The organism is Mucilaginibacter dorajii (assembly GCF_024808255.1).
Lineage (GTDB): Bacteria > Bacteroidota > Bacteroidia > Sphingobacteriales > Sphingobacteriaceae > Mucilaginibacter > Mucilaginibacter dorajii.
Genome location: NZ_JANTYS010000007.1, coordinates 116,849 through 140,145, shown reverse-complemented (window position 1 = coordinate 140,145; position 23,297 = coordinate 116,849). Strand labels below are relative to the sequence as shown.

At 42.8% G+C, this 23,297-nt stretch carries 16 protein-coding genes; 4 read left to right on the top strand and 12 right to left on the bottom strand.

The features are described from left to right. Position 1: 1 nt before the first annotated feature. Entirely contained in the window at positions 2–2,077 is a 2,076-nt protein-coding gene (locus tag FHS10_RS11440; RefSeq protein ID WP_259090579.1) for a response regulator, read from the bottom strand. A 172-nt stretch (positions 2,078–2,249) separates the two neighbouring features. Beyond that, positions 2,250–4,157 carry a T9SS type B sorting domain-containing protein gene (locus FHS10_RS11435; protein WP_259090578.1) on the bottom strand — a complete coding sequence of 636 codons (1,908 nt, stop codon included), beginning with the start codon at positions 4,155–4,157 and terminating at the stop codon, positions 2,250–2,252. 415 nt (positions 4,158–4,572) lie between these two features. On the opposite strand from FHS10_RS11435, the gene FHS10_RS11430 reads away from it, so the two are divergent. Next, complete coding sequence (locus FHS10_RS11430; RefSeq protein ID WP_259090577.1) at positions 4,573–7,290, top strand: outer membrane beta-barrel protein; 2,718 nt, start codon at positions 4,573–4,575, stop codon at positions 7,288–7,290. 235 nt (positions 7,291–7,525) lie between these two features. Here the strand turns inward: FHS10_RS11430 and FHS10_RS11425 are convergent, their stop codons facing one another. From FHS10_RS11425 to FHS10_RS11400, 6 genes are all read right to left on the bottom strand, one after another. Further along, complete coding sequence (locus FHS10_RS11425) at positions 7,526–8,095, bottom strand: MarC family protein (protein ID WP_184549563.1); 570 nt, start codon at positions 8,093–8,095, stop codon at positions 7,526–7,528. 12 nt (positions 8,096–8,107) lie between these two features. After that, positions 8,108–9,268, bottom strand: a complete 1,161-nt coding sequence (locus FHS10_RS11420) for an MFS transporter (protein WP_259090576.1) — start codon at positions 9,266–9,268, stop codon at positions 8,108–8,110. 217 nt (positions 9,269–9,485) lie between these two features. Then, complete coding sequence (locus FHS10_RS11415) at positions 9,486–11,045, bottom strand: amino acid permease (protein ID WP_259090575.1); 1,560 nt, start codon at positions 11,043–11,045, stop codon at positions 9,486–9,488. Positions 11,046–11,271: 226 nt separating this feature from the next. After that, positions 11,272–11,634: a hypothetical protein gene (locus FHS10_RS11410; RefSeq protein WP_259090574.1), complete on the bottom strand. Its 363-nt coding sequence runs from the start codon at positions 11,632–11,634 to the stop codon at positions 11,272–11,274. Beyond that, positions 11,634–12,122: a hypothetical protein gene (locus FHS10_RS11405; protein WP_259090572.1), complete on the bottom strand. Its 489-nt coding sequence runs from the start codon at positions 12,120–12,122 to the stop codon at positions 11,634–11,636. The genes FHS10_RS11410 and FHS10_RS11405 overlap by 1 nt, the downstream gene beginning before the upstream one ends. Positions 12,123–12,202: 80 nt before the next feature. Beyond that, positions 12,203–14,455 carry a sodium-translocating pyrophosphatase gene (locus FHS10_RS11400; protein ID WP_259090571.1) on the bottom strand — a complete coding sequence of 751 codons (2,253 nt, stop codon included), beginning with the start codon at positions 14,453–14,455 and terminating at the stop codon, positions 12,203–12,205. A 154-nt stretch (positions 14,456–14,609) separates the two neighbouring features. Here FHS10_RS11400 and FHS10_RS11395 point away from each other — a divergent pair, with 154 nt between their 5' ends. The 3 genes from FHS10_RS11395 (at position 14,610) to FHS10_RS11385 (ending at position 17,907) form a co-directional block, all read left to right on the top strand. Next, positions 14,610–16,046 carry an APC family permease gene (locus tag FHS10_RS11395; protein WP_259090570.1) on the top strand — a complete coding sequence of 479 codons (1,437 nt, stop codon included), beginning with the start codon at positions 14,610–14,612 and terminating at the stop codon, positions 16,044–16,046. Continuing rightward, the gene (gene dacB, locus FHS10_RS11390) at positions 16,024–17,430 is read left to right on the top strand and encodes a D-alanyl-D-alanine carboxypeptidase/D-alanyl-D-alanine endopeptidase (protein WP_259090569.1); all 1,407 of its coding nucleotides are present in this window, start codon (positions 16,024–16,026) and stop codon (positions 17,428–17,430) included. Before FHS10_RS11395 ends, dacB begins: the two co-directional genes overlap by 23 nt. A gap of 75 nt (positions 17,431–17,505) precedes the next feature. Continuing rightward, positions 17,506–17,907, top strand: a complete 402-nt coding sequence (locus FHS10_RS11385; RefSeq protein ID WP_259090565.1) for a hypothetical protein — start codon at positions 17,506–17,508, stop codon at positions 17,905–17,907. 123 nt (positions 17,908–18,030) lie between these two features. On the opposite strand, the gene FHS10_RS11380 is transcribed toward FHS10_RS11385, so the two are convergent. The 4 genes from FHS10_RS11380 to FHS10_RS11365 all read right to left on the bottom strand — a co-directional run bounded on the left by FHS10_RS11380 (position 18,031) and on the right by FHS10_RS11365 (position 22,983). After that, on the bottom strand, positions 18,031–18,450 hold the full coding sequence (locus FHS10_RS11380) for an OsmC family protein (RefSeq protein WP_259090564.1): 420 nt from the start codon (positions 18,448–18,450) through the stop codon (positions 18,031–18,033). A 140-nt stretch (positions 18,451–18,590) separates the two neighbouring features. Beyond that, positions 18,591–19,658 carry an NADPH dehydrogenase NamA gene (gene namA, locus FHS10_RS11375; protein WP_259090563.1) on the bottom strand — a complete coding sequence of 356 codons (1,068 nt, stop codon included), beginning with the start codon at positions 19,656–19,658 and terminating at the stop codon, positions 18,591–18,593. A gap of 152 nt (positions 19,659–19,810) precedes the next feature. Beyond that, complete coding sequence (locus tag FHS10_RS11370; protein WP_259090562.1) at positions 19,811–22,228, bottom strand: TonB-dependent receptor domain-containing protein; 2,418 nt, start codon at positions 22,226–22,228, stop codon at positions 19,811–19,813. A 305-nt stretch (positions 22,229–22,533) separates the two neighbouring features. Further along, on the bottom strand, positions 22,534–22,983 hold the full coding sequence (locus FHS10_RS11365; protein WP_259090561.1) for a hypothetical protein: 450 nt from the start codon (positions 22,981–22,983) through the stop codon (positions 22,534–22,536). Positions 22,984–23,297 lie beyond the last annotated feature (314 nt).

The window sequence follows — 23,297 nt, the reverse complement described above, 5'->3', positions numbered from 1 at the left end:
TTCACTTCCCGCTAACATCCGCAAATTGATTTGCGAAGGTCATTATTTTTTGATGTAATACTTCGGCGTCAAAAGGTTTGGCAATAAAGTCATTCATGCCACAGGCGTAGCATTTTTCCATAACATCGGCAGTGGCGTGCGCTGTGATTGCAATAATAGGGATGTTGCTTTTTTCGTCCTGAAAATTGCGGATGGCGGTTGTGGCTTCATAGCCATTGAGCTCGGGCATGTCAAGGTCCATCAATACAATGTCGTAATAGTTTTCGGTCAGTTTATCCACAGCAAGTTGCCCGTTTTCTACCACCTCAACGTTGTAATTACGTTTTTCAAGTACTTTTCTTATCAGTAGTTGGTTAAGATGGTTATCATCAGCTATTAAAATTCGAATACCTTTGATGCGGGCCAAACCTGCGGGTGTTTGCCTGGTGGAGATAGCCGGCAGTTGCTTGTCGGGCTTAACATCCTGTTTACGGAAGGGGAGGATCACTCTAAAATCAGACCCTTTGCTGGTACTTGTTTTTATAAATATTTTGCCGCCATGCAAATCAACCAGGTGCTTGGCCATACTTAGGCCCAACCCAATGCCGCCAAGGTGGTGGCTTTGTTTAATCTGGTCAAAGCTTTCAAATATTTTATCCTGTTTTTCGTAAGGTATGCCTGGGCCGGTATCCTGTACGCTAAATTCTATCCATACAACGTCGCCGGTATTATCAATCACATAGGCGTCGGTAAAAACAGATCCGTAGGTGGTGTATCTTACCGCGTTACTTATCAGGTTCAATAAAATCTGGCTCAGCCTTATGCCATCGCCCAAAACTAATTTGGGAATCATTTTATCTGCCTTATAGTTAAGCGATAACGTTTTTTTTGCTGCTTCGGGCTTAAGTAACGATACGGTGGTTTTTACCAGATCATGAATATCAACAGGCTTATATTCAAGTACAACCTTACCGGCCTCTATTTTTGAAATATCAAGAATGTTGTTGATCAGGATCTGCAAAAATTCACCCGATCTTCGAATAGCAGCTATGTATTCTTTTTGCTCATTATTCATTTCAGATTCTTCCATCAGCAGGGTAAAACCTAATATGGCATTCATGGGGGTAAGTATTTCATGACTCATGTTGGCAATAAATACCCGCTTTATTTTTTCAGATGCCTCGGCCCGCTCTTTTTCGTTCTTGGCCTTAATTTCTTCGGCTTTAAGGTTGGTGATGGTTAGCTCCAGCTTATCTGTCATTTGATTAAAGGAGGTTGCCAACTGGCCTATCTCATCATGCGAAAATACTTTAACCCTTACAAACCGTTCTTTTTCAACCATTCTGGCGCCTGCAATAATGGCCTTAATCCCATTTTGAATTCCCCTGCTTATAGAGATGGCAATCAAAATACCGGTTAGTTCAATTGATAACGCCAAAAATACCAGTAAGGTAAGAATGCGGTTTTCAAACCAGCGCGAGCCTTCGCCAAGGCTGAATGAGAAATTATCAGCTATAGGTGTTAGTTGTGTGTTAATCTTTTCTATGTAATCCAAATAAAATTTAGTTTCCTCGGCAGACATGGTGCCCGATGTTACCCTTTCATGTAATTGGTGGCTCACCGGTATAATTTTCATCAGGATATGCTCGGCCTCTTTCCAGTATTGAACTGTTGTTTGAATGTATTTGATACGAACAAAACGATGAAGTAATTTAATGGCATCATCTACATCATCCGGGTGCATGCGGCCGGCCAGGAAACCTTTGCGTGCTGCTTTATAATCTGGGTTTTCCTGTTCAAGCGCTCTACGTGCATCGCCATCGCCCAGCGGCACTTTCATATACTGAAGAAAAGCCTGGTAATCTTTTTCGTTATGGGAGTAAGCATAAATACGCAGATGCGATAGGCCGTCTTTCTGGGCTTTTGACCACAAGCCTTCGGCTCCTATCAACGTACGTATTGCAGAGAGCGTGTTTACTGAAAAATTAAGTGTAAACAGTTCAACAATAATTAAAAAGGCCATAATGCCGATGGTAAAATGCAGTTTTTTTGCAATAGGGATATCCCTGAACCATATCACCAAAAAGAATGACCTCATTATACCGTCTTAATAGTTAAGATGTTTAAACCCTAAAAATAATATAAAGCGACCATGTACTTTTGTTCATGTTTTGATAGCCTGTGCGTTCTGTTCAGTACAGGGCATAGCCACCAGGAAAGATGAATAAGATTGAGTTGGTTAATGATGAGTGCTGCTGCCGTACAGCGCTTTATAGTACTATTTCTACCCAGCCAGAAAGTACGGTTCCGTTTTTAAGATCGATGCGATAATAATATGTGCCGGCGGCCAATTTACCGCTGACTGTGCTACCATCCCAGGGTTTAGCATATCCCTTGCTGCTGTAAACAACACTGCCATAACGGTTGAATACTTGTGTTATAGATTCGGGAAATGTGTAGAGCGCTTCAATATTCCATGTATCGTTGAAGCCATCGTTATTTGGGCTAAAGCTGTTGGGCACAATCACTTTTTTGTAAACACTAACCAAAACCTGGTCGGTTTTGGTTACCAGGCAAGGCGCGCCCGATGTTACGTGTAAGGTATAAGTGATATCGGTAAGTGGCGATGCTATCGGATTAATTTTATTGGGGTTATCCAGGTAATCGGCCGGCGTCCAGTAATAGCTAACATTATCGCCGCTTGCCTGGCCGTCAAGCTGGGTGGTTTGCCCCAAAGTGATCTGTTTATCAGTACCCGCATCAGCTATGGGGTCCTTAATTATGGTAACCGTTACGCTATCCTTAGCGTTACAATCATTTGTAGTTACAGTAACGGTATAGGTTGTAGTAACATCAGGAGTGGCGAAGGGGTTGGCGCTATTTACATCTGATAAACCCTTTGCCGGTGACCATAAATACGTGGTGCCGCCGGTGGCATGTAAGGTTGCGCCACCACCAGGACAAATGGAAGTATTTTCGCTCGCGTGAGCATCTATCTTTGGATTTAGTGTTACATTAACGCTACTTGTAGATGTGCACTCACCGGTAGTGATAGCAACCTGGTAAGTTCCTGCTTTTACGTCCTCCGGATTTATTACCGGGTTTTGTTGGTTAGATGTAAAACCACCGGGTCCGGTCCAGGCATAGCTATCGCCTATAGATGCAAACAGGGTGAGTTTTTCGCCATGGCAAACGGGCGTAGTGGCTGTTGCAATAGCCTGTGGCGGCTGCTTAACCGTTAACGTTAGGGGGGCAGAGACCACCCTGCACTGATTTGTACCAATATTAATAGCCTCGGCGCTGGTAAGCCGATATTGATAAATGCCCGCTGCTACCGGTTGTTTAGCCTGGTACAATTGCGTGGTGGCACCCGGAAGATCCACCCATCCGCTGGCATCATTTATTTGCCATCGATAGGCGGGGTTGGTATAATGGTATCCCGGGGCAAGCTGCGCGTTTAAAGTAAAAGTTTTATTGCCACCTTCGCAAGCTGTAAATGAGGTATTATTATTGTCGAAAACAGGCTCAAGTGTTGGCCCATACGGACTAAAAGTAATATCATCAAGCGCGATATCGTTACCATACCCGCCGCCGGCATTGTTGGTCATTTTAAGAATGACATCGCCTCCGGTTGCGGGTGTCGTAAAGGTGATGCTATACTGTCGCCAGCCTAAACCATTATCAATGGGGCCGGTGGGGTTGGTTGCTGTGCCCTCACTGGTTGTTACCGAAAACGTAATATCCGGTTTAATGCCATCAGCTTGCATAAGGTTAAGCAGGTAAGCGCTAAACTGGTACTTGGTATTGGGGCATAAGCCTCGTATCCGTTGGTTAAAAAACTCGTCGGGTATATCGCTTGCACCAACAACCATCATATAGCCGCCCGGGTTCCCGGTATGATCGCCGGTTACCAGCCATGCTCCAGTATACATACCCTCGGTTGAGTTGGCAATGGTATAAGAACCATCATATGGTGTGCCGGGGTAATAATTGTACGTCGTTTTAAAATCTGTGTTGTCAATTTGAGGGCCTATTTTGCTGGTGCCCGCCCCAAAATCGATAGAAAAAATAGGGTCGCCCACCTGTGCTTTTACATCAAAAGCATCAAGTACAAGTAAGCCAGTAAAAACCAGTAAAAAGTAAAAACTTTTACCGGGCGCAAGGGCCTTGGAAATCAATAGGTACCAGGTTGTATTAGGGGCATTTAATTGGTTGCAGTAAAACTATTGCAAAGCAAACTTTATTGAAATGGATAAAAACTAAACTTTGATGGATAATACTTTTGGTTTATCAGCGTTAATCACCCAATCACATTTATGAAAGCACCTTATCCCCAATTATTATGTTCCAAAAAAGCAAATTACTGCATGATATTAATTATATAGTCCATGATGATATAATAATAGTCCATTGTTTTACTTAGTTATTGCGCATATTTTTGAGTTGAGTTATTGACTGATCTCATTTATTGATACCATATCTAAACTTATCATCTAAAACAAAAACATCCTGATGCTACCTGCCAAAACCTGATACCGGCTATCTTAATACCCCTTACAACCTTATACCACCACAATTACACCTGCTACCTGCATGAAATTTATTCCTGTACTACTCTTACTTTTAACCTGCTTTACCGTGGGCTATGGCCAAAACCACGTAGCTATTAAAGGCCGCGTAACCGATTCTCTTGATAAAAAGCCCTTGGAATTAAGTACTATAGCTGTTGTTGATACAAAGGATACATCGCTTATTGCTTATACCCTGAGTAAAAAGAACGGCGATTTTGAACTGCGTAACCTGCCCCATGGCAAAAAGATAAAGCTGGTGATATCCTTTACATCGCACAAAAGCTATATCAAAACATTCACCTTCAATAAAAATGAGGTGGTTGACCTGGGCGATATAGCCCTGAGCAATAAGATGCTTGATGAAGTTGTGATCAGGGCCGAGCGTGTGCCCATCACTATTAAAAAAGATACCATTGAATTTAGTGCCGATGCCTTCAAAACCCGGCCCAACGCCGTGGTTGAGGAACTACTTAAAAAGCTCCCCGGCTTACAGGTTAACGGCGATGGTACCATTACCGTTAATGGTAAAAGCGTAAGTAAGGTATTGATTGATGGTAAACAGTTTTTTGGGGGCGATATCAAAATAGCCACCAAGAACCTTGATGCCGCTATTGTTGGCTCCATACAGGTTTATGACGACAGGGAGAATGACCCTGACCACCTCATTAGCGACAACAAGGTACAAAAGGTTATCAACCTTAAACTTAAAAAGGCCATTAAGCGAAGCATCTTTGGTAAAGTATTTGCAGGCGGCGGTACCCGCGATAGGTACGAGAGCGGCGGCCTGTTTAACCTTTTTAGAGATACCTTGCAAGTGAGCATCATCGGCTTAAGTAATAACCTAAACAAAACAGCATTTTCTAATGATGATTTGTACTCGCAGGGCGGTTTTGACAGATCTGGAGGGAATAGTTTGTATAACGGTACGGTTAACACAGGAGGTCAAAACTGGGGCGGGATCGAAAAAATCACATCCGGCGGTTTTAACCTGAATACCGATTACGGGAAAAAATTGAAGATTAACCTGCTTTATTTCTACAGTCAAAAAAATAACACTTCTCAAAATTCAGCATATAGCCAACGGTTTTTGAAGGATACAACGTTGCTTACCTCCTCAAGATCTAACCAGCAATCTGATAAGTACTCACACTCTATAGGTGGCCTGGTTGATTGGAACCCGGATACATTACATACCATTCATTATGCCCCAAAGGTGATACTTAATCGCGAAAACAACAGCTATGATGCCTTCTCTGATAGCTATAATAACTTTGGCAATCATATCAATACCATCAGCAGCAATTCCCGGAATACCCGCAACAGCACACAATTTTCACAGGAGTTTTATTACAACAAGCGCTTTAAAGGTAAAAAAGGTGCATCGTTAAATATTGGGCATAACCTGCAATTGAACCCGAGCAGGTCTGAAAGTTACCAAAACAATGATCTTACATCATTTACCCAGGTACCCCCATCAGATACCATGAGGCGTTATAACAATGGTAAAAACAACAATCTTTCGGCAAATGTGAATGTTAGCGTCATCTATCCTTTTAGCAAAAAAATAAAGGGTAATATCTCTGTAAGCGGCACGTATGCTAAAAGTAATGAAGAGAATTTTGCATATGATAAAAATAAAGTGACTGGTCTGTATGATATTTTTCTGCCAAGTCAAAGCACTAACTTAAAGCGCAACCAGTTTACCGAGGACCTGAAGCCGGAGATTACCTATGATGTTGTAAAAAATATATCGATAATTGCCGGCCTTGCATTTGACTGGCAGCAGGTGGAAAATAAATTCATCGCTGTTAACCAATACCATAATTACCTGTTTTTATTGCCGTCCATCCGTACAGAGCTGGGCCCCGTTACGTTGAGTTATAACCGATCTGCCAACCAGCCATCTATTAACTCACTACAACCACAAACCATCGTTTATAACCAGTTATACTCTTTTACCGGTAATCCTTTACTAAAACCAACTACCGACGATAACTTCGGTATCAATCTTAATAAATATTTCCAGGCCTCGCAGGTAAATATTTACATGTACAGCAATTTAAGCAGCCAGCATAACGCCACTATTAACGTGCAAACCATAGCCAGCAACGGCGCGCAAAGCACCTCTTTTGTTAACCGCGACGGGCAATACAACGTAAGTAGTTCTTTGGGATTGTATAAGCAGTTTAAAAAAATGGGCAAGTTTACCATCAATACCAACTCCTCGATAAATGGTTACTTTAATCGTAACTTAAACATCATCAATGAAGTAGAAGGCTGGCAAAAAAGTTATTCCATTGGTAGTTATCAAAGCATAAACCTCAATTATGATGATAAAGTAGAACTAAGCACAGGTGGTAATTATCGCTGGGGTTATACAATTTATGATTATAACGATCATAAAAAGGTACGCACCAGTAACTTTGGCCTAAATAATAACCTGGTTGTGCGCTGGCCCAAAAGGATCATATGGGAAACCAAACAGGAATACGCTTACAATCCGCAGGTAAGTGCCGGCTTTCAAAAAGGGATTAATGTGATCAGTAGCTCCATTGCCTTACAAATGCTTAAAAAGGACAGGGGAGAGATTAAAGTAACCGGGTACGACCTGTTTAACCAAAACACCAGCGTGTATCGTTTTGCGGGCGATAATATCATTTACGATGTGCAGAATAATACCCTTAAAAGGTATTTCCTGCTTACGTTTACCTATAAATTTAATAAGCTGAGTACGAAGTAGGGAGGAAGTTGAACGCTGACTGCGACTCACCCGGTCTGCGCTTCGCTGGACCACCATCCGGCTTCGCCGCAAAGAGGGTTGAAAAATAAACGAAAGTTTTCCCGCCCCTCTATGCGCGTAGTGATGTCGGGGTGAGTTCTCTGCAGTACAAAAAAAATCCTGAAATCAATATAATCCGAAGAATCGTGGTTCAGGTAAAATCATCTGCACATCTGAAATCTGCACACCTGCACATCTACAAATGCGTATTGCTCCTGAATAGTTTTATCGCGATAGCCAATAAAATGATGCCGAATGATTTACGCAGAATGCTTAAGCCTACCGGACCCAATAGCTTTTCTATCCACTTTACGTTTTTGAGCACCAGGTAAACCACAATGGTGTTGAGCACGATCCCCACAATAATATTTTGAGTTTGATACTGAGATTTTAGCGACAAAAGCGTTGTCATTGTACCCGCGCCTGCTATCAGCGGGAAGGCGATAGGGACGATGGAGGCAGAAAGTGGTACCTCTTCCTTAAAAAAATCGACCCCTAATACCATTTCCATGGCTATGATAAAGATCACGAGGGAGCCGGCAATTGCAAATGACGAAATATCCAGCCCGATGATGGCCAGCAGTTCATCGCCCACAAATAAAAAAACAACCATTAAAACCAGTACCGCTATGCTCGCTTTTTCCGACTCGATATGACCAACACGCTGCCTTACCTGTATAATTACGGGTATGGCGCCAAGTATATCAATAATGGCGAAAAGGATCATGGTAACGGATAATACCTCCCTGAAAATTAATGGATGCATGGCTTTAGGGTTTTATTCTTTTGACTTTAACCGGAAACTCAACAAAAGTGCGAATAAAATATAGCAAGACGATAAAAAGAAAATACTATGTACCGATATCAATGCTGCAAATCCGGCGGTTACGGGCCCTAATGTTTGCCCTATTGAGGCATATGACTGATTTATACCCAATATTTTACCCTGTTCATTGTGGTCAATATGATCGGCAATGATGGCGTTGATCATGGGGTTGCGTAATCCGTTGAATAAACCGTAGGTGCAAATACCGGTAATAAAGGTTATAAACTCGTTGGTAAGGCCGGTAATAAACATGGCTACCATACAAAGTACGGTTGATAAAAGCAGGATGATTGATTTGGATGAGAACCATTTGGTTAACAACGGAACCGACAACTGCATCACAATACCACTGATGCCAAAGCCCGCGTACAGGATACCAATTTGGGTGGGACTGATCCTTAATACATCAACACTAAAGGTTTGAAAGCCAATGATCATTGTAAACTGTGCCATGGTAAGTAAAAAGCCGGTGAACACGGCGGTGCCTATAACCGGGCGCTTTAAAGTGGTTATCAATGCCGAAAGTTTGAAATTCACCTTGCTTGACCTGTTTTGCTTTTCTGGTGGGTTGGTTTCCTTTAACAGGAAAATGGTGCATAGGGTACCGATGAGCGAAATCCCAGCTGCGAAGAAGAATGGTATGGTTGGTCCGAATTTATTGAGAAGGCCGCCAATGGCAGGGCCTATCACAAAGCCAAAACCAAATGCCGAGCCGATGATGCCAAACTTTTTCGCCCTGTTTTGTGGCGTGGCTGTATCTGATACCATGGCCTGGGCCACAGATACATTGCCGCCGGTTAAGCCATCTAAAATACGGGCTGCAAAAAGCACATAAATGCTGCCTGCCCAGGCAAACATCAGGAACGACAGAAAGGTACCGGCAAGACTGATCACCAGGATAGGTTTGCGTCCCCATTTATCAGATAGTGAGCCTAAAACCGGGGTCGCAAAAAATTGCGCTACCGAGAACGATGCAGTAAGGATGCCCAGTGTTTCGCCGGTAATACCGTATTGCTTGCCGTAGGAGTAAAGTACCGGTACAATAATGCCAAACCCCAGAGAGTTGATAATGCAAATAAATACTAAGATCCAGAGGTTTTTATCCTGCTTCATGAATTAATTATTTCGGCAATTTTTTTGTAGAGACGCATATTTGCGGCTCCCGGCCAGACAAACGGATTTGCATATTTAACCTGTTCACACCGGATGTAAATATGAGTTTCTCCGATTATCCCTACATTAACACTATCTACTTTGCCTAAAAAATATAAGGTAACAAAAAAGGTTCTGAATTATCAGAACCTTTTTGCTGTGTATTTATCAAATGATATTATTCAACATATTTAGGGTTGATAGGGCCGTCGGCCGGCTCAACTTTTCCTTTACGTACGTGCGAACGTTTGATACTGTAACCAAAGTAAACGATAAAGCCAATTAAAAGCCAAACAATTAACCTTGCCCAGTTTTCCCAGCCTTCAGAAGCGATCATACCTAAACAGATCAATGCGCCAAGCGGGCAAACGATGTAATAAATAGGAGTTTTAAACGGACGAACCAGGTTTGGGTCTGTATTGCGTAAAATCATGATACCGAAGCAAACCAGTACAAACGCAAACAGGGTACCTATACTTACCATGTCGCCCACAATTCTGTCAGGAATAAAGCCTGCAAATATCGATACAAACCCAAAGAATAACCATTGCGATTTGTAAGGAGTTTGGTATTTAGGATGCAATTTTGAGAAGATTTTAGGGATCAAGCCATCTGTACTCATGGTATAGAATACACGGGTTTGGCCCATTAACATCACCAGGATAACCGATGAAAAACCTGCAAGGATAGATACCGTTACCAAATTGGCCAGCCAGTGGTAGCTTGGGCCCATTGCTGCTTTAATAGCATAAGTAACAGATGCTTCTTTACCCTGGATAAGGAATTCTTTGTACGATACTAAACCGGTTAATACGTGTGAGAACAGGATATACAATGCAGTACAGATAACCAACGATACTAAAATACCTTTTGGCATATCTTTTTGTGGATTTTTTGCTTCCTGTGCTGCGGTTGATACGGCATCGAAACCAATGAAAGCGAAGAATACAACGCTTGCACCACGTAACACGCCAAGCCAGCCATGGTTAAAAGTATCGCCGTAATTAATAACTCCTGTACTTACTTTTACAGTTCCGGCATCGGCAGGGATCATGTATGGAGTATGTAAAGCCGGGTTAATGTAGTGCCAGCCTAAGCCAATGATCATTAATACAATGGCTACTTTTACTACTACAATGATGTTGTTTACAACGGCCGATTCTGCTGTTCCTTTGATAAGCAGTAAGGTTAGTAAAAACAAGATCAATATAGCGGGTAAATTTACTACACCTCTTGTACCCAATTCGGCGGCGTACATACCGGTGGTAGTGTTGGAGGTTTCAAAAAACGAGTGTGCCCATTGATAGGGGATGTGCACATTAAAAAAAGTGTGTAAAAACTCGTTAAAGTACTGCGACCAGCCTATAGAAACTGTTGCCGCGCCCAATGCGTATTCCAATACCAAATCCCATCCTATGATCCAGGCAATAAACTCGCCCATGGTGGCATAAGAGTAAGTGTAAGCCGAGCCGGCGATAGGGATCATACTTGCAAATTCTGCATAGCATAAGCCGGCAAGGGCGCAACCAGAGGCTGCAATCAGGAAGGAAATGGTAACAGCCGGACCAGCATGTTCGCCTGCCGCTGCTGCTGTACGCACAAAAATACCCGCGCCAATAATGGCACCAATACCCAGTGCTATAAGCGAGCCAACGCCTAAAGTTCTCTTCAGCGTTTTCTCGGTAGCCGCCGAAGCAGCCATCAATTGCGCAATAGGTTTTTTAATAAATAACTTCATGTTTAATTAGTAAGATCAGTCGTAAAAAAATTAAAAATTCACATTTCCCCAAACGTACTTAAATTTATTGAAAACATAAAGAGCCGAATGTAACAATGGAGTCTTTGAAATAATCCAAATTATAGTTTGAAAATGAGATGTTTATGCAAGGGTATAAAATTTGATACTTGTTGATGTATGCCCAACCTTCGTGTATTGAACTCTTAACATGGAGTTACACGGCCGGTCAATTAAAATTGTGCAACTTCTTTAGCGCATTTAAGCTATAGGTTTTGGCGGCTGTAATTTTCATCGTATCTGGCTGTTGGCTTGCACCATACAGGTATTCTTTGCGCTGTGTAATAACGTCATCACCCTTAAACGTACAATCTATATAGCCTTTCTCATCGTCATATTGACCTAAGTTTTGACTGAAGGTTAGTGAGTCGGTAAGGTAGGCTTCAACAGCACCATTGAGAATGCCGGTCCGATAAATTTCGATATACAGGTGGTTGTCTTTGGCAATGGTGTACTTGTAATCACGTTTGCTTTTGTGGTTGCAACTGCATAATGCGAACAGAGATAGTAAAGCTAATAACACTTTTTTCATTAATGCTTTTGCAACAAGGGAGGAAAAAAGTAGGTTATCAATTTTAACACCAAAAGGAAGACGACAATGAAAGATATCAGCCTTGCAGTGTTTTGTGTTTTTAGTTGGAATGCTATCAAGAAAGAAATTGCGCCGAACATGATTGAATTAACCAATACATCTATAAAAAAATAATAAAAGCCGCCCTCTGGAAAAAGGTGCAATAGAAAGGCCTGAAAAAATGTTTCTGAAAAGAAACTTGCTGTAGCTCCATACAAGGTTAAAAATCCAACGCCGAAATCTGGGCGTAACTTTATCAGCTCCCTGATAAAAATATTGAGTGCCACCATAAAAATAGTGAATATAACTACTCCATTGATTGCTATATTGGTAAACGGGATATACCGGGGAATATTAAAAGAAGAAAGGAACAGAAGATAGTAGTTTCCGAGCAAAGCAAAAGTAAGGATAACAATGTATTTGAGACAGATGCCCTGTGCTGATTTCATGACAGCCAATATAGATATTCCGACTTAAACAAAAAAAGCCGCCCTCAACAGGCGGCTTTTCCAATATCTAAAGAGAATAATTATCCTTTCTTTTCAACTTTTGTAATTGGCGATGTATAAGCCTGCACAATCACTTGTTTTTTGACTTCGTGTTTCATGGCTGTTGGAGCAGCCGCAAGTTTTGCATTTAAATGAGGTGCAATAACCAATGAAACGATAGACATCAGTTTGATTAGAATATTCATTGACGGGCCCGAGGTATCTTTAAACGGATCGCCCACGGTATCGCCGGTTACAGATGCTTTATGCGGCTCTGATTTTTTATAATACATCTCGCCATTGATCAAACAACCTTTTTCGAATGATTTTTTGGCGTTATCCCACGCGCCACCAGCGTTGCTCTGGAAAATGCCCATCAATACACCGGATACGGTAACACCGGCTAATAAACCGCCTAAAACTTCGGGCCCGAAGGCGAAACCGATAACGATAGGGGTGATCAATGCGATCAAACCTGGGGCAACCATTTCGCGGATAGAAGCTTTGGTAGAGATAGCCACACATTTTTCATACTCGGGCTTAGCCTTGTACTCCATAATGCCGGGAATTTCGCGAAACTGGCGCCTAACTTCTTCAACCATGGCCATTGCCGCCCTGCCTACAGCCGAGATACACAAGGCAGAGAAGATGAACGGGATCATACCACCCACAAACAAACCGGCCAAAACATCGGCCTTATAAATATCAATATGCTCAATCCCGGCAACACCCACAAAGGCCGCGAATAAAGCCAGTGAGGTTAATGCGGCAGACGCGATGGCAAAACCTTTGCCTGTAGCGGCGGTAGTGTTACCTACGGCATCTAAATTGTCTGTACGGTGACGTACTTCTTCGGGCAGGCGGCTCATTTCGGCAATACCACCGGCATTATCGGCAATAGGGCCAAAAGCGTCGATAGCCAACTGCATGGCTGTAGTAGCCATCATACCGGCGGCGGCAATAGCCACTCCGTATAAACCTGCGAAGTGGTATGAACCATAAATACCCGAGGCCAGTACCAGGATAGGCAATACGGTTGATTCCATACCCACAGATAAACCACCGATAATATTGGTAGCATGCCCGGTTGAAGATTGACGGATAATACTCAATACCGGGCGTTTACCCATAGCGGTATAGTATTCTGTAATGATAGACATTAAAGTACCTACCACAAGTCCTACTACTATCGCCATAAAAACGCCGTTTTTGGTAAATGGAATTACGCTTTCTTTAACCACGCCGTTAACCTCATCACGCACCATGTGGAATTCTCCTGTTGGCAGCATCCATTGCACCACAAAATAAGTGGCAATGGCGGTGAATATAATAGAGGCCCAGTTGCCAATGTTTAAAGCTTTTTGAACACTGTCGGTTTCGCTTTTAATGCGTACCAAAGCAGCGCCAACGATAGAGAATATTAAACCTAAGCCTGCAATTACCATAGGCAACAGGATAGGGGCAATGCCACCAAACGCGTCATGTGATACAATTTCGCGTCCCAATACCATGGTAGCCAGCATGGTTGCCACGTACGATCCAAATAAATCCGCACCCATACCGGCCACGTCGCCTACGTTATCGCCTACGTTATCGGCAATGGTGGCAGGGTTACGTACGTCATCCTCGGGGATGCCTGCTTCAACTTTACCTACAAGGTCGGCACCTACGTCGGCCGCTTTGGTATAAATACCACCACCTACACGGGCAAACAGCGCTATGGATTCGGCACCCAAGGAAAACCCGGCCAAAACATCCAGGGCTTTTGCCATGGCTTCGCCATTTACAGTGGCACCCACCACATTTTTAACATATATGGTATAAAATACAATGAACAGCGAACCAAGGCCGATGATAGCCAAACCGGCGACACCCAGGCCCATTACAGTACCACCTGTAAACGATACTTTTAAAGCCTGTGCCAAACTGGTACGGGCAGCCTGTGTGGTGCGTACGTTAGCCTTGGTAGCAATGCGCATACCCAGGTAACCGGCAAAGGCCGATAAAAATGCGCCAATAACAAATGAAACGGCAATAACAGGGCTTGATGTAGCTACGGTAGTACCGCTCCAGGCTAATAAAATACCGGCAACCACCACAAAGTAGCTTAGTACTTTCCACTCTGCACGTAAAAAGGCCATTGCCCCATCGGCAATGTAGCCTGCCAGTGTGGCCATATCTCCATCGCCGGCATCTTGTTTGGTAACCCAGGCGGCTTTAACGGCCATGAAGGCAATGCCTATCAAACCGAAAACCGGAATTAAGTAGATTAAGTAAGTGTTCAAAAAATCCATAGTCGCAAATTTGGTTTATAAAGTAAGTACTGTTAGTGCTAAGTGTAACACGGTATAATTGGTGCTTGCAAAATAGTAAATTTATTTTCTTTACAATAGCCTGCCAATATTAAAGTTTTTGAATAGTTTAGGGGTTTAAACCCCTTTTAAGTATATGACAAAAGACCCCGGACAACCAAAAATGAAACATGAGCTTGGCTTGCTTGATGGCACCATGCTGGTAGCAGGCTCCATGATAGGCTCAGGTATATTCATAGTTGCTGCAGATATTGTACGTAATGTAGGCTCAGCAGGTTGGCTTATAGCCATTTGGCTCATCACCGGCTTCATGACCTTAACCGCCGCCCTTAGCTATGGCGAGCTAAGCGGCATGTTCCCCAAAGCAGGCGGGCAGTACGTTTACCTTAAAGAAGCTTATAACAAACTCATCGCGTTTTTATATGGCTGGAGTTTTTTCGCGGTAATTCAAACGGGTACTATAGCGGCAGTTGGTGTGGCGTTTAGTAAGTTTACGGCTTATATTATCCACCCGTTTAGTGAAGATAATATTCTTTTAAATTTAGGTTTTATAAAAATAAGTGCCGCGCAGGTAGTTTCTATCATTGTAATTGTGCTGCTTACCTTTATCAATACCCGTGGTGTAAAAAGCGGAAAGTGGATTCAGACAACTTTTACCCTGACCAAATTATTAAGCTTATTTGGTTTAATTGGGTTTGGATTTTTAGCCTTTAAAGGTGATATATGGACTGCCAACTGGGCAAACGCCTGGGATTTACATAACCTCAATAAAGATGGCACCATAACCCAGTTAACGTTAGGTACCGCCTTAGGCGCTATCGCGGCTGCCATGGTGGGCTCTATATTTAGTAGTGATGCCTGGAACAGTGTAACTTTTGTTGCCGGCGAAATGAAAAACCCAAAGCGTGATGTGGCACTCAGTATGATGTTGGGTACCATCATTGTAACGCTGATTTATGTGTTGGCAAACGTAGTTTATACAGGTGTACTTTCATTACATGATATTTCTGTAGCCGATAAGGACAGGGTGGCCGTTGCGGCTTCGCACGTTATTTTTGGTAATGTTGGTACTTACATTATTGCTGTAATGATCATGATATCAACCTTTGGCTGTAATAACGGATTGATATTATCTGGTGCCAGGGTTTACTATACCATGGCTAAAGATGGCGTATTTTTTAAACGCACAGGTACGCTTAACAAAGCAGCAGTGCCGGAGTTTGGCTTATGGATTCAAGCGGCGATGGCGTCTGTATTGTGCTTAAGCGGGCGTTATGGCGATTTGCTGGATATGATATCACTGGTTGTAGTGATATTTTACGTGCTTACCATTATTGGCATATATATTTTAAGGGCAAAAATGCCTAACGCCGAAAGACCCTACAAAGCTTTTGGATATCCCGTTTTACCGGCAATTTACATTTTAATGGGTATTGCTTTTTGCATTTTACTGTTAATATATAAAAGTACGTACTCTATATTTGGCTTAGGTATTGTGTTAATTGGTATCCCCATATATTTCATATCGCAAAGGAACGTTAAGAATGAGGATGAAGCGGTTATTGATAGTTAGTTTATTAGTTTTAAGTGGGCGGGTTTATGCCCAGGATCTTCAGTCGAGATTATCAACTGCATTTGGCAGGTTACAGGCCGATAGCCAGTGCAGGTACGCGTCGCTATCGTTAACCGTGTTGGATGCCAAAACCGGCGAACAGGTATTTGCGGCCAATCCTAATATGGGCCTGGCTACTGCATCAACTTTAAAAACAATAACCAGCATTACCGCTTTTTATGTTTTGGGTGCCGATTTTAAGTATCAGACCCAGTTAGGCTACAACGGCGAAATTTCTGCTGATGGCACGCTTAACGGGGATATTATCATTAAAGGTGCCGGCGACCCAACACTGGGCAGTTGGCGCTATGAGCAAACCAAGGAAGCTCATGTGCTTGCCTTGATGACCGATGCACTCAAAACCGCCGGCATCAAAAAAATAAACGGGCGGGTTATTGGCGATGATAGCATCTTTGGCACACAATCTATCCCCGAAGGCTGGATCTGGCAGGATATAGGTAATTATTATGGTGCCGGAACATCGGGTCTTTGCTGGCGCGAAAACCAGTTTGATATTAAATTACGCACTGGTGCGGTAGGTAATCCTATCGGGGTTTCTTATACGGTTCCTAATGTATCTTACCTTACCTTTAAAAGTGAATTGGTTAACGGTGCATCCGGCAGCGGCGATAATGCTTATGCCTTTTTACCCGTGGGCAGTAAGGTAATGTATCTGCGCGGCAGTTATGCCATTGATAAGGATAAAAAAAGCATTTCGGCAGCCACACCTGATGCAGCTTACGACGCCGCTTTACGCTTAGAAGACACCCTGAAGCGTTTAGGAATCACTGTAAATAATGATCCTGAATCTGTAGCAACATTAACTGCAAAAGGCTTACAGGTACCCGTGAACGCCAAAAAGCTGACTATTATCGAGTCGCCGCCATTGAGCAAGATCATTTACTGGCTTAACCAAAAAAGTATTAACCTATACGCCGAGCAGTTGCTTAAAACCATCGCCTGGAAACAAGGCCGCAAACCAAGTACCGCAAACGGGGTAGAAGAAGTTCAAAAATTTTGGCAGGCCCGCGGTATCGATGCAAACAGCATCAATACCTATGACGGCAGCGGCCTTTCACCCGGCGATAGGGTGAGCACCAATACCATGGCCCGCGTGCTGCAATCGGCAAAAAAAGAAAGCTGGTTTCCAGATCTGTATGAGAGTTTGCCCGTTTACAACGATATGAAAATGAAAAGCGGCAGCATCAACAGTGTGCTATGTTATGCAGGCTACCAAAGCCACAACGGCAGGGAGCTTTGTTTTTCTATCATGGTAAATAACTTCAGTGGATCGAGCAGGGGGATTAAGGAAAAGATGTTCAGGGTATTGGATGTGTTGAAGTAGAGGGCACCGTAGTAACAAAAGACAACTTCTTTTATTTAAAAGATTGTAAATTTATATCACATTATACAATCTAACATGAGAAAACTAAATATTGTTGTAGGCTTGCTCGCAATCATCACCCTTTCAGCCTGTAAGCCAAAACCCAACCCTGCCGAAGTGGTAAAATCCATCCAATTCAAATTTACCGAGTTAGGTCGCGAAACGCAGTTTAGGATCCCCTGCGATAAGTTTGATTATTATTTTCCGGAAGGGAAGGTTAAAAATTTCACCAAAAGCCCGGGGATTGATAGTGTAATGCAGTTGCTCACAGCTATGAAATTAGCCGGCGAAGGCATCCAGCCCGATGTGCGGGGAAAAATCTATATCACTCACGCCAATAATGCTACTGATACCGTTTGTGTGGGCGTGAAAGCGTTGGACTACAAAGGTACTACTTACGAAACACCACAAGGATTGCTGGCTTTGATACAGAAGTAGGCGGAGTACTTAAAAAGCTATGTCATTGCGAGCGTAGCGCGGCAATCTCGTAGTTTACAGGGCGAACATGTATAGTTACGAGATTGCTTCGTGCCTCGCAATGACATAGAGAAGAATTATCGCTTACGCGTAAGTAACGTTCAAAGTAAACGGTACGCTCAGTGCCTTTGAAATGATACAATTGGCTTTTGCGTCTTCGGCAATGGCTTTAAATTTAGCTTCGTCAACGCCGTCGATAGCTGTTGCTTTAAGTTCCAGGTGGATGCCGGTGATGCTTAAGGCCTGCATATCCAAATCAAGGATAGCGTCGGTAGTCAAATCGCCAGGGGTAAAGCCGGCCTGGGTTAAGGCAGCACCAACAGCCATGGTAAAGCAACCCGCGTGAGCTGCTGCAATCAGTTCTTCGGGGTTAGTGCCAATACCATCGGCAAAACGGGTTTTAAATGAATACTGGGTTTTGTTAAGCACGGTGCTTTGAGTAGTGATCTCGCCGCTACCAGCTTGTAAAGTGCCATTCCAATGGGCGTTTGCTGTACGTTTCATAGTTTGTGGTTTTTGTATTTAAAAGTTCATGGTTAATGGTTCATTGTTCATAGCCGATTGATCATAGTTTATGGTTTTGTAGCGTGGCTTTATTGCTTTTTTGCCATGATCTATGAACCATCAACTATGAACACTCAAAATTACCATTTCGCCCGTTCGTATTGAAGCGGCCATTTTACTTCGTGACCAAGCTCATGTGCTGCACGGAGCGGGAAATGTGGATCGCGGAGCATTTCGCGGGCCATAAATATCAGGTCGGCTTCACCTTCCTGTATAATTTCATCGGACTGGTGGCTTTTGGTTATTAAACCCACTGCACCGGTAAGTATACCGCTTTCTTTTTTAATTTTCTCTGCAAATTCAACCTGGTAACCTGGTTTTAACGGTATTTTAACACCGGCTATATTACCACCGGTTGAGCAGTCAATTACATCAACGCCTTTTTCCTTTAATATTTTTGCCAGCGCTACAGAGTCATCGGCTGTCCAGGCGCCCTCAGTCCATTCAGTTGTCGACAGGCGTACAAACAGCGGGTTCTCTTTCGGCCAGGTTTCGTGCACGCTTTCAATAACTTCTAAAAGAAAACGGATACGGTTTTCAAATGATCCGCCGTACTCATCCGTACGTTTGTTACTTGCTGGTGATAAAAACTCATGCAGCAAATAGCCATGCGCGCCATGCAGTTCAATCACATCAAAGCCTGCTTTAACTGCCCTTGCTGCAGCGGCTTTAAAATCGGCTTTTATTTGTTCAATGCCTGCTTTATCTAAAGCGATGGGGGCTTCTTCAGTATCAATAAAAGGTACCGCGCTTGGTGCGAAAGTTTTCCAGCCATCGGGCTGATCAGACGCGATCTGTTTACCGCCAAGCCATGGTTGCTGGTGACTTGCTTTACGACCGGCATGTGCCAGTTGTGTACCCGCGTAAGCACCATGGGCGTGTATAAAATCGGTGATCTGTTTTAATTTCTCAACGTGCTCATCTTTGTATATACCCAAATCTGCCGCACTGATACGGCCTTCTGGTGATACCGCGATAGCTTCTGTTATAATTAAAGATGCGCCGCCAACAGCCATACCACCCAGATGTACCAGGTGCCAGTTGTTAGCAAAGCCGTCTTCGCTTGAATACTCGCACATAGGCGATACCACAATGCGGTTTTTAAGTTCGATATTTTTTATTTTAAGGGGCGAGAATAGATGTGCCATAGTTAAGTGTTTGATGCAAATATGGTGAGTAACATTGGTTGTACCTTCAATGTTTTGTAAAGTTATTGCTTTAAGCCTAAACCGGAAAGCTCAAAGCCTAAAGCTAATTTTATTGAAAAGCTTTAGGCTTTTGGCCTTTTGCTTTAAGCTTCCTAATGTATTCTCTTCCGTTCTTCCTCATTCCCTGTATCCCGGTTATCGGTATTGGTTTCTTTACCAAAACGGTACGCGACGCTTAACTGCACAAACCTGTTGAGCTGAAAATTGGTGAATTTGGTTTTAATGCCGTTTACGGTATAGGTTGATGCCTGGGCGCTGGTCCTGAAAATATCATTGAAATTAAGGGCGATGTTCAGTTTCTTTTTTAGAGTAATGGCAGTAAGGCCGGCATCCAGTTTGTAATACCTGTCAGATCGGCCAATGTGGTCCACCTCCGGGAATTGGTACCAAAAGTTTACCGCGGCGGCCATCGTTTTATCGGCATTAAAATATAGGGTGTTGTTGGTAGCTATGTACAAACCATACCCGTTAATACTTTTAATATAATCCAAACCCGAATGAGCGTCGGTATGGTAAAAGGTAACCTGGTTATTATTGTCAAACCAGGGGAAAGGGTGCAGCGCTAAGTTTTCAGAAATTCCCAGCCGGTAAGTTTTGATAAAATTAAGCGGGATGGTGCGTACCAGGTTGGTATCGGCACTGGATATGGTTACGTTATTAAAGCCATTGTCCGTAATGTTCAAAAACACGGCCGAGGTTAATACGTTTTTGTAAGTGTGCGATAGCTCGAAATTGGTATTATACTCGGGGCGTAAAAACGGGTTACCCTCACCATAACTATAGGCCGTGTATAGCGATTTAAAGGGATTTAAATTCCAAAATGTAGGTCGGTTTATGCGCCTGCCAAAAGTGAAACCGAAACTATTATCGGTATCAGCCTGGAAAGAAATCGCTACAGAGGGAAACAACTTAAGATAATTGTTAGGTGTTGTTTGATTCAGGGTGATCGATTCGCCCTTGGTTTCGGTATACTCGGCCCTTAAACCTAATTGGTATTTCCACCTGTTTTTTTCTTTGCTGATGTTGGCATAAACAGCCTGGGTGTTTTCAATATACCTAAACTCGTTGCTTAGGTTGGTGTTATAAGTAAGGTTGTCGTTGGCGTCCTTATCGTAATAAAAAGCATTACTGTAATTATTGATAAAACTAAGCTTGGTCCCTAAGGCTATTTTGGCAAATGATGTTGGGATCTCGGCATCGGCTTTAAATGTAAATACTTTTATGTTTTGCTTATTGGTGTCGTAATAACGGGTGTTACTGGTAGGAATCGATTGATTAACAGGTGAATAGGTATTGCTTTCAAAGTTTGATCGGTCGGTGCGGTAATAGTTAAAGTAATCGGCATTAAGCAATAGCTTTTTGCCCGTTGTATCAAATTTAATGAGGGCATGGATATTGCCCGAATTGCTGAGCGCGATAGGATGATAGGTGGCGTAAGTACGCAAGGTAGAATCTAAACCTCCGCCGCTGTTGTAAATGGGATTATTTACATTGTCGGATCCTACATAAACTTCCCGGCCGCCCAGGTAGCTTAAACCAATAGTGGTTTTGGGGCTTAGCTTATAGTCAACCCCGGCAACCACGTTAAAGCTATGCATTTTATAATCGCCGGTATCTGTTTGTCGCCAGGTTTGTTTGGGGTAATATACATCGGTTTCAAAACCTTCCAGCTCATGGTCTGCCGCCACATTAAGGTTAGCATAAGCCGACCATTTATTGGAGTTGTAATTAATATTGGCGCTGCCATCACTCATCCACCAGTTGCTTGTGCCATAAACCGTTGCCGGGGTGTGCAGCCATTTTTTATTGTTCAGCTGTACATTGCCAGATAAACCTTGTTTGGTGCTGCGTTTGGTAGTGATATTGATGAGCCCGGCATTACCTTCGGCATCATAGGCCGCAGATGGGTTTTTAATGAGTTCTATCCTGGAGATCTGGTTAGCCGATATGGATTTTAAAAAACGGGCCAGGTCGGTGCCAGCCAATTGAATGATCCTGTCGTTCAGCATAACCTTAACAGCGCCTTTGCCGGCAATGCTGATCTCATCGCCAGATACTTTGATACCTGGTACCTTTCCAATAGCGGTAAGCGCGTCGCTACCGGTAGCAGTCACATTGCCTGATACGTTGTAAATGAGTTTTTCCTGGCTGTTTTCAATAACTGGCTTACTGGCGGTAACCATCACAAGCCCTAAGCTATTATTGGCCTGTTGCAGGACGATAGCTAAAGTAGTATCGGCATTTAAAGTTAATGCCGTTTCAAAATTGCTGAAGCCGGCATAGGTAACTTTAAGCCGATAATCGCCTTTATCCAATTTATCAAAACCGAATTTGCCGGCGCTATCGGCCTGTGTTGAATAATTTTTTTGAGTGGATATATCGGTTAAACTCAGTGTTGCATAGCCTAAACCATGATGGGAAACATCTGTAACAGAGCCTGTAAGTTTTACCTGGGCCCGCAAGTTTAATTGCAGCAATAAAAAAGCAAGAAGGGTATAAAATAATCTCAATGCAGGGTGAGGGGTTTAAAATTTGCTAATTATAGGCAAAGAAATGTTAAACAGGAAATGCTAATTACTATTCAACAATATTACGTTTGATAAGCCTGGCTAAAAGATAGGTGAAACAACTACCTGACAGCACTGTACCGCCCAAAAATAAGAATGCATTGATAAATGGCCCTATCTTGACTGAATAGCCAACGGCACACATCCAGCCTCCTAAGATGATTCCGCAGATAGCAAGTAACGTTTTGATTAACCGCCATAGCATAAAAGAAAACTTAGGTTAGATAGTTGCGTTATTTGTTTAAAAATCATTGATTAGGGGTTGATTCTTCCAATTCTTCCTCTTCTTCATTATTGTATTGTTCCAAATCCAGGTTGCATAGCCAAACGCCTAACAAAAGTGATAAGGTATAAGGCAGTATCATAACCGAAAGCTCCAAAAGTGTATAGGCTTTGGGAATAATGGCGCCGCCAAATACAAGCAACGTTGTAACGCCAATGGCTATGGTAACCCTTTGTTTAAGCAATAGTGCCTCGGTTTGCCTGCTTAACCTGGTGATGCTAAATGTAAGCAACGCTCCTAAGGGAGCACTTAGCACCAATAAAACGCCGACGGATACCGGGTAGCTTTTAATAAACTCAAAAGATAAAATATCGCCCTGGTGAAAAAAAATCTGCCCGGCCGATGTTTGCAACAAGGGTGCGAATATGAGCATGGTAAGCCATACCTTAAAGCTGTAAAGTTGTGCAGGGTCCATGAAGGGTTTAAATTGAAAAGTAAATATAACAGATATTGACTTTTAATCAAATGCACCATTCAGGTAAATCGCGTTTGACATTTTTGCACAAAGTAACATCTTTCAATGAGCATAATAGGTAACCGCTATTCGGCATCTTATCTGGTTCTTTTGTTTCTACAAACAGGTAGCCGCTATGCGGCATTCTTTGGTTTTATTAAATATTCTATGCCGCATAGCGGCTACCTATTTGTAGAATAAGTAAGTTATGCTTTTTTGCTCCATAGGAGCTACCTTTTGCTACGCAAATCTTTAAAAGCGATTTCTCCGATGCA

Excerpts from the sequence above, each read along its gene's own strand:
- FHS10_RS11440 (WP_259090579.1), bottom strand. The coding sequence starts at position 2,077 with ATGAGGTCATTCTTTTTGGTGATATGGTTCAGGGATATCCCTATTGCA.
- FHS10_RS11430 (WP_259090577.1), top strand. The coding sequence starts at position 4,573 with ATGAAATTTATTCCTGTACTACTCTTACTTTTAACCTGCTTTACCGTG.
- FHS10_RS11425 (WP_184549563.1), bottom strand. The coding sequence starts at position 8,095 with ATGCATCCATTAATTTTCAGGGAGGTATTATCCGTTACCATGATCCTT.
- FHS10_RS11420 (WP_259090576.1), bottom strand. The coding sequence starts at position 9,268 with ATGAAGCAGGATAAAAACCTCTGGATCTTAGTATTTATTTGCATTATC.
- FHS10_RS11415 (WP_259090575.1), bottom strand. The coding sequence starts at position 11,045 with ATGAAGTTATTTATTAAAAAACCTATTGCGCAATTGATGGCTGCTTCG.
- FHS10_RS11410 (WP_259090574.1), bottom strand. The coding sequence starts at position 11,634 with ATGAAAAAAGTGTTATTAGCTTTACTATCTCTGTTCGCATTATGCAGT.
- FHS10_RS11405 (WP_259090572.1), bottom strand. The coding sequence starts at position 12,122 with ATGAAATCAGCACAGGGCATCTGTCTCAAATACATTGTTATCCTTACT.
- FHS10_RS11400 (WP_259090571.1), bottom strand. The coding sequence starts at position 14,455 with ATGGATTTTTTGAACACTTACTTAATCTACTTAATTCCGGTTTTCGGT.
- FHS10_RS11395 (WP_259090570.1), top strand. The coding sequence starts at position 14,610 with ATGACAAAAGACCCCGGACAACCAAAAATGAAACATGAGCTTGGCTTG.
- dacB (WP_259090569.1), top strand. The coding sequence starts at position 16,024 with ATGAAGCGGTTATTGATAGTTAGTTTATTAGTTTTAAGTGGGCGGGTT.
- FHS10_RS11385 (WP_259090565.1), top strand. The coding sequence starts at position 17,506 with ATGAGAAAACTAAATATTGTTGTAGGCTTGCTCGCAATCATCACCCTT.
- FHS10_RS11380 (WP_259090564.1), bottom strand. The coding sequence starts at position 18,450 with ATGAAACGTACAGCAAACGCCCATTGGAATGGCACTTTACAAGCTGGT.
- namA (WP_259090563.1), bottom strand. The coding sequence starts at position 19,658 with ATGGCACATCTATTCTCGCCCCTTAAAATAAAAAATATCGAACTTAAA.
- FHS10_RS11365 (WP_259090561.1), bottom strand. The coding sequence starts at position 22,983 with ATGGACCCTGCACAACTTTACAGCTTTAAGGTATGGCTTACCATGCTC.